General features: G+C 47.0%; 9 protein-coding genes and 1 pseudogene. 6 read left to right on the top strand and 4 right to left on the bottom strand.

Annotation, left to right across the window (positions count from 1 at the left end; translation table 11 throughout):
* Window positions 1-54: 54 nt before the first annotated feature.
* A complete protein-coding gene (locus QZ106_RS00165; RefSeq protein ID WP_295972723.1) occupies window positions 55-1020 on the bottom strand; it encodes a TIGR03571 family LLM class oxidoreductase in 966 nt (321 codons plus the stop codon).
* A 179-nt stretch (window positions 1021-1199) separates the two neighbouring features.
* On the opposite strand from QZ106_RS00165, the gene QZ106_RS00160 reads away from it, so the two are divergent.
* Both QZ106_RS00160 and QZ106_RS00155 read left to right on the top strand, forming a co-directional pair.
* Complete coding sequence (locus QZ106_RS00160) at window positions 1200-2099, top strand: LysR family transcriptional regulator (RefSeq protein ID WP_295972720.1); 900 nt, start codon at window positions 1200-1202, stop codon at window positions 2097-2099.
* A gap of 218 nt (window positions 2100-2317) precedes the next feature.
* Complete coding sequence (locus QZ106_RS00155; protein ID WP_109103832.1) at window positions 2318-3661, top strand: FAD-dependent oxidoreductase; 1344 nt, start codon at window positions 2318-2320, stop codon at window positions 3659-3661.
* A 54-nt stretch (window positions 3662-3715) separates the two neighbouring features.
* Here QZ106_RS00155 and QZ106_RS00150 read toward each other — a convergent pair.
* Both QZ106_RS00150 and glpT read right to left on the bottom strand, forming a co-directional pair.
* Window positions 3716-4285: pseudogene (locus QZ106_RS00150) on the bottom strand (transposase); the annotation flags it as partial.
* 445 nt (window positions 4286-4730) lie between these two features.
* Entirely contained in the window at window positions 4731-6170 is a 1440-nt protein-coding gene (gene glpT, locus QZ106_RS00145) for a glycerol-3-phosphate transporter (protein WP_295972716.1), read from the bottom strand.
* Between the two features lie 290 nt (window positions 6171-6460).
* On the opposite strand from glpT, the gene glpA reads away from it, so the two are divergent.
* From glpA to QZ106_RS00125, 4 genes are all read left to right on the top strand, one after another.
* Window positions 6461-8152, top strand: coding sequence for an anaerobic glycerol-3-phosphate dehydrogenase subunit A (gene glpA / locus QZ106_RS00140; protein WP_295972714.1), 1692 nt, complete (start codon window positions 6461-6463; stop codon window positions 8150-8152).
* Window positions 8142-9431: a glycerol-3-phosphate dehydrogenase subunit GlpB gene (gene glpB / locus QZ106_RS00135; protein ID WP_295972711.1), complete on the top strand. Its 1290-nt coding sequence runs from the start codon at window positions 8142-8144 to the stop codon at window positions 9429-9431. Before glpA ends, glpB begins: the two co-directional genes overlap by 11 nt.
* A gap of 9 nt (window positions 9432-9440) precedes the next feature.
* The gene (glpC, locus tag QZ106_RS00130; protein ID WP_295972709.1) at window positions 9441-10715 is read left to right on the top strand and encodes an anaerobic glycerol-3-phosphate dehydrogenase subunit GlpC; all 1275 of its coding nucleotides are present in this window, start codon (window positions 9441-9443) and stop codon (window positions 10713-10715) included.
* 219 nt (window positions 10716-10934) lie between these two features.
* Entirely contained in the window at window positions 10935-12458 is a 1524-nt protein-coding gene (locus QZ106_RS00125; protein ID WP_295972706.1) for a YfcC family protein, read from the top strand.
* Window positions 12459-12889: 431 nt separating this feature from the next.
* Here the strand turns inward: QZ106_RS00125 and infB are convergent, their stop codons facing one another.
* A complete protein-coding gene (gene infB, locus QZ106_RS00120; protein WP_295972702.1) occupies window positions 12890-15412 on the bottom strand; it encodes a translation initiation factor IF-2 in 2523 nt (840 codons plus the stop codon).
* Window positions 15413-15421: the final 9 nt, after the last annotated feature.

Genomic DNA, 15421 nt, shown 5'->3' with positions numbered 1-15421 from the left:
AAAAATGGATTCAGACGGCGTTTAGCATTTCAGGCAGCCTGAAACCCCCAAATCTCACACCGCAAAATGCGGCATCACGTTTTCGGCGAAATCCTGAATGGTTTCCAGCGCGCCGCGCCGTGTGGGTTTTAAGTTCACGGTAATGTGTGCCACGCCGTCAGCCTGCTGTTTCTGCCAAAACTCGACGATGCTTTTGGCGCCGCCGCGCAGGTAGATGTTGTTGTAGAACTTGGCGGGGGCGTTCGGGTCTTCCAAGAGTTCGACGAAATTCGCCACGCCAAAGGGTTTCCAGGTTTCGCCGTCGCCCAATTCTTTGAGCGTGTTGACGATGTCGCCCAGTTTTTCGGGGGCGATGCCGTACCAAATCCATGCGTCGCTTTCTCGGGCAATCCATTCCAGCTCTTGGCGGGCGCGGCCAATGGCGAGCATCGGCAAACCGTGTGCGGGTTTGGGCACCAAGTCCAAATTGCCACTGAATCTGCCGTAGTGTTCGCTATTGAACGCGGGGAATTTTTCCTGCGTCAGGCGGCGGATGATTTGCCACGCTTCGCGGTAGCGTTCGGCGCGGTTGTTGAAATCGGAGGCAAAGGCGGGGTATTCGGTGGGACGGTCGCCGCTGGCCAAGCCGAGCAGGAAGCGGCCGCCGCTGATTTGTTCCACCGATGCGGCTTCTTTGGCGGTGAGAATCGGCTCGCGCAGGGGCGAAACATAACCCGCCGAGCCGAGCGCAACGTTTTGGGTGAGCGCGGCGAGATAACCCAGCGTTACCGACGGGTCGTAAATCTGCGCGACATCGCCAAAACTCGGGTCGTAAAACGGCACATCGCGCACCCACAGCGTGGCAATGCCGCTTTGGTCGGCGGCTTTTATCACGGTGGCGAAGTCGTCCATTTCGGGCACGGGGCTGTCGGGATAGCCTTTGAATGGCGCAATCAGGCCCAATGTGAGTTTGCCCGGTTGGAAAGTGCGGGCGAAACCGCGATGGTTTTGCAGGCGTTCGGGTAATTTCAGCGCAGTCATTTTTTTGCTCCTTGTGATGTGTTTTTGCACGGGATGAAGTATATTTGTTTTATTCGGGAATGTGCTTCCCTAATCTCGGGCAAGAAAATACCAAATGTAGGTCGGGCATTGATGCCCGACGTTTTTAAATTTACCTGTATTTGTCGGGCATAAATGCCCGATCTGCGCAAGAAAAATTTATGGAACTCAACAATCTCAACGATATGACCGCCTTTGTCGCCAGCGTAAAAAGCGGCTCGTTTACCGCCGCCGCCAAACAACTCGGGCTCACGCGTTCCACCATCGGTAAACGCATCGTCCGCCTTGAAGCGCGGTTGAACGTGCGCCTTTTGCAGCGCAATACGCGCAACCTTGCGCCCACCGACGAAGGGCGGCTGTTTTACGAACGCTGCACCGCCGTGTTGGAAGAGCTGGAAAACGCCGAGCAATGCCTTGCCCAACGCAGCATCGAGCCGCAAGGCCGTCTGAAAATCAGCGCGCCGCTGGTGTTGGGCAAAACCATCTTGCCGCCGCTGTTGGCGGATTTTCTCCACCGCTATCCGCAAACCAGCGTCGAACTCTCACTCACCGACGACTACGCCGACCTGATTTCAGACGGCTACGATCTCGCTCTGCGCAACGGCAACCCGCCCCAATTCGACAGCCTGATCGCCCGCACCGTCGGCAGCCAGCAAATGCTCACCTGCGCCGCCCCAGGCTATCTCGTTCAACACGGCACGCCGCAAAGCCCCGACGATTTGGCACACCACCAATGCCTGCATTTCCTACACGGCGGCCGCGTCAGCCGCTGGCGTTTCCAGCAAAAAGGCAAAGAAACCACCTTCCAAGGCAGCGGACGCTTCAGCACCGACAACGGCGAAGCCCTGCTGGAACTCGCGCTGTCCGCATTCGGCATCGTGCAGCTGCCGCATTATCTGGTGCAAACCGCCCTCGATGCAGGCAGCCTGAAAAGCGTTTTATCCGATTTCCAACCCAAACCCGTGCCCGTGATGGCGGTGTACCCCAGCCGCAAACAGCTCTCGCCCAAAGTGCGGGCGTTGGTGGATATGATGGGGGAAGCGTGGGGGAAGGCCGTCTGAGATGCCGCCGGCCATTCCAAAAAAGCTGCCTGAAAAACAAAAAAGGCCGTCTGAAAACCTAATTCCGGGTTTCAGACGGCCTGAGACCTTTGCAAAATCCCCCAAAATCCCCTAAATGTCTTGGTGGGATTTTGGGGGATTTTGCAAAGGTCTCATGTAAAAACAAATCGATAAGGTATATAATTGGTGCGCAATCCATCATTTCACGGAGACAAATTATGCACACACAAAATCTTATTATCGGCTTTGGCAAAGCGGGCAAAACGCTGGCGGCGGATTTGGCGAAACACGGGCAACAGGTCGTGCTGGTGGAACAGTCGGCTCAGATGTACGGCGGCACTTGCATCAACATCGGCTGTATTCCCAGCAAAAAACTGATTGTCGAGAGCGAGCAGCGCGGGCATAACGCCAACAAAGAGGCGGTGTTTGCGGCGGCGATGAACGCGAAAAACACCCTGATTCCGAAATTGCGCGCCGCCAATTTCGCCAAACTGGACAATCTGGACGGCGTAACCGTGCTCAACGCGCGCGCCGAGTTTCTCGACGATCGCACGGTCAAACTGACTGACCCAGACGGCGGCGAGCAAACCCTTACCGCCGAACGCATTTTCATCAACACCGGTGCCACCCCGCGCCGCCTGGGCGTGGCGGGCGAAGACAGCCCGCGCGTACTGGACAGCACCGGCGTGCTTTCGCTTACCCAACGCCCCGACCGCCTCGTCATCATCGGCGGCGGCTACATCGGCTTGGAATTTGCCTTTATGTTCCGCGCCTTCGGCAGCGAAATCACGATTCTAGACGGCGGCGACCGCTTCCTGCCGCGTGAAGATCGCGACATCGCCGAAGAAATGCTGCGCGTATTAAACAGCAAAGGCATCAAGGTGTTGCAAGGCGTGAAAATTGAAGCGTTCCGCGACAATACGGCGGACACCAGCGTCATCACCTCGCAAGGCGAATTTACCGCCGACGCGGTGCTGGTGGGCGTAGGCCGCGTGCCGAACACGCAAGGATTGGGCTTGGCAAACGCGGGCATCGAAACCGACCCACGCGGCTTCATCCTCGTTGACGATCATCTGCGCGTGCAAGGCAAAAACCACATTTGGGCGATGGGCGACGTGGCGGGCAGCCCGATGTTCACCTACATCTCGCTCGACGACTACCGCATCGTGCGCGAACAGCTTTTCGGCGACGGCAAACGCAACCGCGCCGACCGCACCCCGTTCCCGACCGCCACCTTTACCGAGCCGCCGCTCGCCCATATCGGCTTAACCGAAACCGCCGCGCAGCAATCGGGGCGCGAGGTGAAAGTGTTGAAACTGAAAGCCGACGCGATTCCGAAAGCCAAAATCCTCAACCAAACCGACGGCCTGCTCAAAGCCGTGGTGGACGCGCATAGCGGCGAAATCCTCGGCGTAACCCTGTTCTGCGCCGAAGCGCACGAAATCATCAACCTGTTTAAAATGGCAATCGATTTCCGCGTCCCTGCCCGCTATGTCAAAAACCAAATCTTCACCCACCCGACCATCGCCGAAGGGCTGAACGATTTGTTCGCGGGCTGCTAAAAAACTGGTTGTAAAACGACCGCACTTAATACGGAAATGCCATCTGAAAGCGATTTCAGAATCGATGCGGGTATGTTGTTTGTAACCGAGTTTGTAGAGGCCGTTTTTCTTTGTCCAGCGGGCATCGCTGTCTTTGCTCGGTGTGGTTTGACCGCTGACTTGTCCTTCTTCATCGACTTCTATGGCCTGACGCTGTTTGCTGCCGGCGGTCTGAATAATGGTGGCGTCAATGACGGCGGCGGATGCTTTCTCTACTTTTAGGCCTTTTTCGGTCAGTTGGCGGTTAATTAGTTCCTGCAATTCGGACAGGGTGTCGTCTTGCGCCAGCCAGTTACGGTAGCGGCATAAGGTGCTGTAATCGGGGATGCTCAGTTCGTCGAAACGGCAAAACAGGTTGAAGTCGATGCGGGTAATGAGGCTGTGTTCGAGTTCGGGATCGGAGAGGCTGTGCCATTGTCCGAGCAGGACGGCTTTGAACATGGACAGCAGGGGATAGGCAGGATGGCCGCGATGGTCTCTAAGATAACGGGTTCTTTGGCTATTCAGGTACTGCTCGATCGGGTGCCAATCAATCACTTGATCCAACTTCAATAGTGGGAAGCGGTCGATGTGTTTGGCGATCATGGCTTGTGCGGTTTATTGGAAGAAGGTGCTTATGAGAAATCCCCTAAATGTCTTGGTGGGGATTTTGGGGAATTTTGCAAAGGTCTTTATTTAACCTTTCGGGCATTCACGATTTCGTACGTAGCGTGCAACTTGTTGCACGAACAAACCACACACGGAACGTTATTTAACCTTTCGGGCATTCACGATTTTGTGCGTAGCGTGCATCTTGATGCACGACCAAACCACGCACGGAGTATTATTTACCCCTTTCGGGCATTCACGATTTCGTGCAACAAGTTGCACGCTACGATTACATGGTTCAAGATAATTTATCAACGAAAGAACATATTAACCGCACGTTTTACGTGCGGATTACTCTTTCTCTAATTTATCGCAATTCCGAAAATGTTTACGCATAAAAAAAGCGCCCCGAAAGGCGCTTTAATTTTGAACTCATTGACGATTATTTACCGTAGTGTTCACCTAATTTCGCTTTGTGTTTGCCTTCTTCAATCATGACGATAAAGAGCAAGATCACGGCGAGAACACCACCGCCGATCATGACGTAGAAACCGCCGTCCCAACCGTAGTGTTGTGCAGCCCAACCGATAACGGCAGATGCTGATACTGTACCACCTAAGTAACCGAATAAACCAGTGAACCCTGCTGCCGTACCTGCCGCTTTTTTCGGTGCAAGTTCAAGCGCATGTAACCCGATAAGCATAACCGGACCGTAGATTAAGAAACCGATTAAGGTCATTAAGATGAAGTCGGTTAATTGATATGGGTTTTCATACCATGCTGAGTAGTTTGCAAGCTCTGCTTCTGGTGTAGCTGGGTTCATCCAGTATGCTACAACTGCTGCGGTAGTTAAGATCATGAAGATGAAACCGGTTAAACCACGTTTACCTTTGAAGACTTTATCGGATACCCAACCACATAATAATGTACCTGGAACCGCTGCTAATTCATAGATTGTGTATGCCCATGCGGTACCTTTGATGTTGAAGTGTTTTACTTCGCTCAAGTAAACCGGAGACCATTTTAATACGCCGTAGCGGATTAAATATACGAATACGTTAGCAATTGCGATGTACCATAACAATTTGTTTTTCAATACATAAGTGACGAAGATTTCTTTTGTGCTTAAATCGTTTTCGTACGTTTTTTCGTTATAGTCATCCGGATAGTCATTACGCCATTTTTCGATTGATGGTAAACCGCAAGATTGTGGCGTATCACGCATCACGAAATACACCGGAATCGCACAAAGCATTGCTGCAATACCCGGATAGTAGAGGGATTGTTGCCAAATATCTTTGGCTTGCGCTTCAACACCGTGAGTACTGAAGAAGATCGCACTGGCTAATAGCACCATCGCACCCGGCATCATACCACCGATGTTGTGCGCGGTATTCCAGATAGATACGATCGTCCCACGTTCTGATTTAGACCACCAGTGCACCATTGTACGACCACATGGAGGCCAACCCATCCCTTGGAACCAACCATTTAAGAAGATCATGACCCACATGATGGCAATGCCTGAAGTAGCCCATGGGAATAACCCCATCATGGTCATACAAAGACCGGAAAGCAATAAACCAAATGGTAAGAACACACGCGGGTTCGAACGGTCAGACATCCCCGCCATGACGAATTTAGATAAACCATAGGCAAGACCAGCTGCTGAGCCGATAACACCTAATTCCGCTTTTGAGTACAAGCCGGCTTGAATTAAGCCCGGTTGTGCCAAGTCGAAGTTTGCACGCACAAAATAGTATGCGGCATAACCAAAGAAAATCCCTGCAAACACTTGCCAACGTAAGCGTTTATACGTGGAATCAATTTTCTCCGCCGGAAGTTCCGCAATATGCGGTGCGGGTTTAAATGGTCCAAACATAATTTCTCTCCAATATCATTTTAATTATGAGTCCACCCCCATGTTGGGGATAGCGTGCATGATAAAATAAAAACAGAAATTAAACAGGGAAATAATTCAAAAATGTGATGCATTTCACAAAATATTTTTTAACAAATGAGCGAATTCGAAAATTATGTGATCCCTCTCACAAAACAGCTTTCTTTTTCGCTCAAAATGTTGTGAATTTAACCGCACTTCCCTACAATAGCTACTCAGTTTATAACCGTTTTTACGTTTCTTTTTATTCATATTTTGGCTTGGGGGTAACAATGGGATTATCGCCTAATCTGTATCGTGATGCGGGAGATTTTTCCCCGATTTCGACGGATGTGATTATCATTGGTGGTGGTGCGACAGGTGCGGGAATTGCTCGTGACTGCGCATTGCGTGGCATTGACTGTATTTTATTAGAGCGTCGTGATATTGCGACAGGCGCAACAGGCCGTAATCATGGTTTGTTACATAGTGGTGCGCGTTATGCCGTAAACGATCAGGAATCCGCAGAAGAATGTATTAAAGAAAACCGAATTCTGCGCAATATCGCTCGTCACTGTGTGGATGAAACAGAAGGTTTATTTATCACCTTACCTGAAGATTCCCTTGATTATCAAAAAACGTTCATTGAAAGTTGTACCAAATCCGGTATTGAGGCCGTTGCCATTGATCCTCAACTTGCCAAAATTATGGAACCATCAGTAAACCCAGATTTAGTCGGTGCAGTAGTTGTGCCAGATGGTTCAATCGATCCTTTTCGTTTAACCGCCTCCAACGTGATGGATGCCACCGAAAATGGCGCGAAAATGTTCACTTATTGCGAAGTGAAAAACTTAATTCGCGAAGGTGGCAAAGTAATCGGTGTGGATGTTTACGATCACAAAAATCGTGTAAACCGTAAATTCTTTGCGCCATTAGTCGTCAATGCAGGTGGTATTTGGGGACAAGGCATAGCAGAATATGCGGATCTTAAAATCAAAATGTTCCCAGCAAAAGGTGCATTACTTGTCATGGGTCACCGTATCAACAAAATGGTGATTAACCGTTGCCGTAAACCGGCGGATGCGGACATTCTTGTGCCAGGGGATACCATTTGTGTTATCGGTACAACCTCTAGCCGTATTCCTTACGATCAAATCGATAACATGGAAGTCACCCCGGAAGAAGTGGATATCTTATTCCGTGAGGGGGAAAAACTTGCGCCAAGCTTACGTCATACTCGTGTATTACGTGCTTATGCCGGTGTGCGTCCATTGGTGGCGACAGATGATGACCCATCTGGTCGTAACGTAAGCCGTGGTATCGTGTTACTTGACCACGCAGAACGTGACGGCTTAGACGGCTTTATCACTATCACTGGTGGTAAATTAATGACTTATCGCTTAATGGCTGAATGGGCAACGGATCTTATTTGTAAAAAACTCAACAAAACAGCACGTTGTACGACTGCAGAGCGTCCATTACCGGGTTCAAGTGAAAGCCGTGCAGAAACCAATCAGAAAGTCATTTCACTTCCAAGTCCGATTCGTTATTCAGCGGTGTATCGTCATGGTTCTCGTGCAACTCGGTTATTAGATAAAGAACGTCTTGATCGTTCAATGGTGTGTGAATGTGAAGCCGTGACAGCGGGTGAAGTACGTTATGCTGTTGATGAATTAAATGTGAATAACTTAGTGGATTTACGTCGCCGTACTCGTGTGGGAATGGGGACTTGCCAAGCTGAGCTTTGCGCATGCCGTGCAGCAGGTTTAATGCATCGTTTTGAAGTGGCAACGCCTCGCCAATCTACCACACAATTAACCTCTTTCATGGAGGAACGTTGGCGTGGTATTGAGCCTATTGCATGGGGCGAAGCGATTCGTGAAGCCGAATTTACTTCATGGATGTATGGCAGTGTGTTGGGCTTAAATGATGTTCAACCGCTTGAAACTGACAAACAGCAAGGGACGGATAACAATGAATTTTGATGTAGTGATTATTGGTGGCGGCCTTGCAGGTTTAACTTGCGGCATCGCCCTACAAGAACAAGGCAAACGTTGTGTCATTATCAATAACGGCCAAGCAGCGATTGATTTTGCATCCGGCTCATTAGATTTATTAAGCCGTTTACCAAATGGTGCGTTTGTTAAAAATATTCCTGAAAATTTGACCGCACTTGCAGCTCAATTACCACAACACCCTTATAGCATTATGGGTGTTGAACGTGTATTAGCGAAAGCGCACGCTTTTGAAAAATTAGCGGAATCGTTAAATTTAGATTTAATTGGCTCAAGTGCAGAAAATCATCTTCGAGTAACGGGTTTAGGGAGTTTACGTGGTGCATGGCTTTCACCAAATAGTGTGCCAACCGTACAAGGCGAAACCCCATTCCCGTATAAAAAAATTGCGGTTTTAGGCATTGAAGGCTATCACGATTTCCAACCGGAATTATTGGCGGATAACCTTACGCTCAATCCACAATTTGCTCATTGTGAAGTGAAAACGGGCTTTTTAAATATTCCTGAACTGGATCAGTTACGTGCAAATTCGCGCGAATTCCGCAGTGTGAACATTGCGCAAGTTTTAGAATATAAACTGAAATTCGATGATCTTGTGGCTGAAATGAAAGAAGCTGCGAAAGGCACAGAAGCGATTTTCTTACCGGCTTGTTTCGGTCTAGAAAATCAAGAATTTATGGAGTCACTTCGTAAAGCAACTGGCTTACCATTATTTGAATTACCAACTTTACCACCGTCTTTATTAGGTATGCGCCAACGTATTCAATTACGTCGTCGTTTTGAAAAATTGGGCGGTTTGATGATGAATGGCGACAGCGCATTAAAAGCGCATTTTGATGGTAACAAAGTTCGCGCCATTCAAACGCGTTTGCACGAAGAGGAAGAAATCACGGCAGAGCATTTCGTCTTAGCGTCAGGCAGCTTCTTCAGTAAAGGTTTAGTCTCTGAATTCGATAAAATCTACGAACCGGTATTCTATTCTGACATCATCGGTGTGGAAGGCTTTAAAGATACCGATCGTTTTACTTGGACAGATCATCGTTTCTCAAATCCGCAACCGTACCAATCTGCGGGCGTGGCGATTAATGCGCAATGCCAAGTGCAAAAGAGCGGTCAATTTTTAACGAATTTATATGCGGTGGGTAATGTGATTGGTGGTTTCAATGCACTAGAACTCGGTTGTGGTTCTGGCGTGGCAGTAGTCACAGCGCTTGCTGTTGCGGATGAAATTCTTCACAACACACATTAAGGAGGCGTTATGAACATTCAACAATTAATTGAAAATGCAAAACAATCCCTTAATGCACCACAACATCATCATGCCTTTGATGAAAGTTTTGAGAGCTGCATTAAATGTACAGCGTGCACAGCGGTATGTCCTGTTTCACGTCAAAATCCAAACTACCCAGGTCCAAAACAATCAGGCCCAGATGGTGAGCGTTTACGCTTAAAATCAGCCGAGCTGTATGATGAAGCCTTGAAATATTGTACTAACTGTAAACGTTGTGAAATTGCGTGTCCGTCTGATGTAAAAATCGGTGATATTATTGTTCGCGCAAGAAACAAATACCTTGCTCAACAACACAAGCCAGCGGTGCAAAAATTACGTGATGCGATTTTAAGTAACACCGATATTATGGGAACACTTAACACACCGCTTGCGCCGATTGTGAACACTCTCACAGGCTTAAAAGCGACAAAATTTGTGTTGGAAAAAGCATTGAAAATCAGCCGTCATCGTACATTACCAAAATATTCCTTTGGTACGTTCCGCAGCTGGTATATGAAGAAAATGTTGGCAGACCAACAAAAATTCGAACGTAAAGTGGCGTATTATCATGGCTGTTATGTGAACTACAATAACCCACAATTGGGTAAAGAATTTATTCAAGTGTTCAATGCCATGGATATTGGCGTGGTGTTATTGGAAAAAGAAAAATGCTGTGGCTTGCCATTAAGCGTGAACCAATTTCCAGAACGTGCGAAAAAAATTGCGCAATTTAACACCGATTACATCGGCAAAATGGTGGATGAAAATGGCTTGGATGTGATCAGCGAAGCATCAAGTTGTGCCTTAAATTTACGCGATGAGTATCATCATATTTTAGGTATCGACAATGCGAAAGTTCGTCCGCATATTCACATGGTGACACCATTCTTGTATCAGCTCTTTAAAGAAGGTAAAACCTTACCACTTAAACCATTGAAATTACGCGTGGCTTATCACACCGCATGTCACGTGGATAAAGCGGGTTGGGCACCGTACACCTTGGAAGTGTTAAAACAAATTCCGGGATTAGAAGTGGTGATGTTGCCATCACAATGTTGTGGTATCGCCGGGACATACGGTTTCAAGGCGGAAAACTATGAAGTGTCTCAAGCTATCGGGAAAACACTATTTGATCACATCAATGCAGGTGGATTTGATTATGTGATTTCAGAATGCCAAACTTGTAAATGGCAGATCGATATGTCATCTAATGTAACCTGTATCCATCCATTGACGTTGTTGTGTATGTCAATGAATCAATAATCCGCAATCCACCCCATACAAAGTGCGGTGGATTTTTTATTTCTTTTTTACTTACGCTTTTAAGCGCAGACATGGTTTAATCCGCTTAACTTAGGTAAACGATTGCGTACCCTGTTATTACAGGAAATCACAACCATTTAATCTTTGCTTTTTCCCTGTTGTCTGTGTAGAATGCGCGCTCGGTTTATTCACTAATCCGAACACAAGGAGCGTTTCATCATGAAAACATCGACGAAAAAGATGACTTTTCCTTCCGCATTTAGCATTCTTTTTATCATTCTTCTAATGGCCATTGGTTTAACTTGGCTTATTCCCTCGGGCGCTTATTCCAAACTTTCCTACGACAACACTGAGAAACAGTTCATTGTCAAAAGCTACGGAAACCCTGATCAACGCTATCCTGCAACCGAACAAACCCTCAATCAATTTAATATTAAAATTCAGCTTTCCCATTTCACCAACGGCATAATCAAAAAACCCATTGCCATTCCCGATACTTATCAACGCGTTACACAACACGAAAAAAATGCCATCGATATGCTCCATGCCATGGTGGATGGCACCATTGAAGTGGCAGATATTATGGTCTTTATTTTTATCTTAGGTGGCATGATTGGCGTGATCAATAAAACTGGTGCATTTAATGCCGGCTTAATGTCGCTGGCAAAAAAGACAAAAGGCAATGAATTTTCTGTGGTGTTTGCGGTGTGCGTGTTAATGCTACTGGGAGGAACAGCTTGCGGCATCGAGGAAGAAGCCGTCGCGTTTTACCCGATTCTTGTGCCGGTGTTTTTAGCACTAGGGTACGATGCCATTGTATGCGTCGGCGCTATCTTCCTTGCGGCGTCAATGGGTACCGCATTTTCCACCATTAATCCGTTCTCCGTTGTCATCGCCTCAAATGCCGCCGGCATTCCATTCACTGAAGGCATCGGATTCCGTGCCATCGGACTGATATTAGGTGGAATTTGCGTCATTGTTTATATGAGATGGTATTGCAAAAAACTGACTGCCAATCCCGCATTCTCTTATACCTACGAAGATCGTCAAGCCTTCTATGATCACTACATGAAAGATATCGATCCCAACGCCACCGTTGACTTCACCTTTAAAAGAAAACTCATTCTGATTTTATTCTGCTGCGCATTCCCACTTATGGTATGGGGTGTCATGTTCGGCGGCTGGTGGTTTCCTCAAATGGCCGCCTCCTTCTTGGCAATCACTATTCTCATTATGTTTATCAGCGGATTACCTGAAAAAGATCTCATCCACGGCTTCACACACGGCGCTTCCGAACTCGTGGGCGTAACACTGATTATTGGCCTTGCTCGTGCGGTCAACATCATTTTGGAACAAGGCATGATCTCTGATACAATTCTTGATTATCTGTCGCACTTGGTAAGCGGTATGCACGGTAGCGTTTTTATTATCGGACAACTTCTGATTTTTATCTTCTTAGGTCTCATCGTGCCCTCCTCTTCCGGCCTTGCCGTGCTGTCCATGCCAATTATGGCACCATTAGCCGATACCGTCGGCATTCCAAGAGACATCGTGGTTTCAGCTTACAACTGGGGGCAATACATCATGCTCTTCCTTGCGCCCACAGGTTTGGTGCTGGTAACCTTACAAATGCTGAATATTCCGTTCAATAAATGGATTAAATTCGTCATGCCGATTGTTGGCTGCCAATTTGTGATTTCATCCATTTTGTTAATCATTCAAGTGATCATGTACGGCCATTAAACCCGCATCAAGATGCAAAAATAGAGATTTCGTGCATCAAGATACACGCTACAACTGCGGTAACTTTAAGGCGTGTTTTGATAGCCTGCGTAGCGTGCAACTTGTTGCACGAATAGACGCACTTAATCTCGTCATTCATTTCAAAAGTGCGGTAACTTTAAGACCTGTTTTGATCGTTATCGGATTTAAAACGATACGAATTTCGTGCATCAAGATGCACGCTACAACTGCGGTAGCTTTAAGACGTGTTTTAATCGTTATCGGATTTAAAACAATATGGATTTCGTGCATCAAGATACACGCTACAACTGCGGTAGCTTTAAGGCCTGTTTTGCTTCGTAGCGTGCAACTTGTTGCACGAATAATGGGAATAAATTAAATCGTTTTTCTAAAAAAAATGCGATCACATTTGATCGCATTTTCTTTGAAAATTAAATTGAGCGTTTAACCTCAACCACTTCGAATACTTCAATCTGGTCGCCGACTTTTACGTCATTGTAATTCTTCACGCCGATACCACATTCCATACCGTTACGCACTTCAGATACGTCATCTTTGAAGCGGCGAAGCGATTCTAGTTCACCTTCAAAGATCACTACGTTGTCGCGCAAGACACGAATTGGGTTGTTACGTTTCACAATACCTTCGGTTACCATACAACCGGCGATCGCACCAAACTTCGGATGACGGAATACATCACGCACTTCAGCCATACCAATAATTTCTTGTTTGAATTCAGGTTGTAGCATACCGCTCATAGCCGCTTTGATTTCGTTAAGCAATTCATAAATGATGGAATAATAACGTAAATCAATATTTTCATTTTCGATAATACGGCGAGCAGAGCCATCCGCACGCACGTTAAAACCGACAATGATCGCATTGGATGCTGCCGCTAAAGTCGCATCTGTTTCAGTAATACCGCCCACGCCGGAACCGACCACTTTCACTTTCACTTCATCCGTTGAAAGCTCCATTAAGGATTGAACGATAGCTTCCACAGAACCTTGTACGTCAGCTTTCACAATGACATTGAGTTCTGCCACATCACCTTCTGCCATATTGCTGAACATATTTTCCAATTTGGCTTTTTGCTGACGAGCAAGTTTTACTTCGCGGAATTTGCCTTGACGGTATAAGGCAACTTCACGTGCTTTTTTCTCATCACGCACTACGGTCGCTTCATCACCGGCAGCAGGCACACCGGAAAGACCAAGCACTTCCACTGGAATCGCCGGACCGGCTTCGTTAATTTCTTTGCCATTTTCATCACGCATTGCACGTACACGGCCATACTCAAAACCACAAAGTACGATATCGCCTTTATGTAACGTACCAGATTGAACAAGAATGGTTGCCACCGGACCGCGACCTTTATCAAGATAAGATTCGATCACAACACCACTTGCCATGCCATCTTTCACCGCGGTTAATTCAAGTACTTCTGATTGAAGTAGGATGGCATCTAATAAATCATCGATACCCATGCCTTTCTTCGCAGAAACCGGTACGAATTGCACATCACCACCGAATTTTTCAGAAATCACTTCGTGTTGAAGCAATTCTTGTTCTACGCGATCCGGGTTGGCTTCCGGTTTATCAATTTTATTCACCGCAACCACTAAAGGCGCACCGGCTGCTTTCGCGTGTTGGATCGCTTCAATGGTTTGTGGCATCACGCCGTCATCCGCGGCAACCACGAGCACCACGATGTCTGTCGCTTTCGCACCACGTGCACGCATAGAGGTAAACGCTGCGTGCCCCGGTGTATCTAAGAAAGTGATCATTTTGCCATCATCGGTTTCGACATGATAAGCACCGATATGTTGGGTAATCCCACCAGCTTCGCCCGCAGCAACTTTGGCTTTACGAATATAGTCAAGCAAAGATGTTTTACCGTGGTCAACGTGTCCCATAATAGTGACCACTGGCGCACGCGTCACTTTTTCAGCATTAACATCACGATCGCCTAATACTTCTTCTTCAAGCTCATTTTCGTTACGAAGAATGACTTTGTGACCTAATTCTTCTGCCACTAATTGCGCCGTTTCTTGGTCAAGCACTTGGTTAATAGTCACCATTTCGCCCATTTTCATCATTGCTTTGATGATTTCAGTCGCTTTGGTCGCCATCTTATTTGCTAATTCTGCAACGGTAATGGTTTCACCAATGACAACATCTGTTTTCACCGCCTGGACAGGTTTTGTAAAGGCTTGTTGTAATGCAGCACCTTTCTTACCATTTTTACCTTTGCCGAATTTACCGTCTTTTAGATTGCGGCGGTTAGACTCGCGCTCGTTTTTATTGCTTTCATCATCACGTCCGCCTTTTTTCGCTTTAGCGACTTTATTTTTACCACGACCACGATTTTCATTACGACGTTCTTCTTCATCTTCTGCTTCTAAAGCATAACGAGAGCTTAAATTGTAATCGGTATAATCTTCTGAGGTGCTTTCATTGCTTGACGTATCAGCTTCAGCATAACGTTTCGCTTCCTCAGCCGCTTTACGCGCCTGTTCTTCCACTTTTTGACGAGCAACCTCTTCCGCTTTACGACGTAATTCCGCTTCTTCAGCTTTACGTTTTTCTTTTTCCGGATCAGCTGATTTAGGCGGATTATTAACCGCACTTTGTGCTTGTTTCACTTGCGTTTGTTTCGCTTTCTCTGCAGCTTCTTTTTCCTTCGCTGCTTTTTCTTTAGCCGCTTTCTCTTTTGCAGCTTTCTCTTCCGCCGCCTTTTGTTCAGCCGCTTTTTGTTCAGCTTCCTGCTGTGCTTTTAATTTTGCAGCCTCTTCTGCTTTCAATGCAGCTTCGGTTGGAACCGTACGTTTCTTACGCACTTCAACCTGAACTTCCTTGCTTTTACCGGAGGCACTGGTTGTGCTCACCGTAGTTTTTGTACGTGGCTTTAAACTTAATTTCTTGGGTGCATTCGTTTTTAATTCTTCAGTCATCTTTTCACT

Origin of the sequence: uncultured Aggregatibacter sp. (genome assembly GCF_901873365.1) — a bacterium.
Taxonomy (GTDB): Bacteria; Pseudomonadota; Gammaproteobacteria; order Enterobacterales; family Pasteurellaceae; genus Aggregatibacter.
The sequence above is the reverse complement of the archived record's forward strand: the minus strand, read 5'-3'. Positions and strand labels throughout refer to the sequence as shown.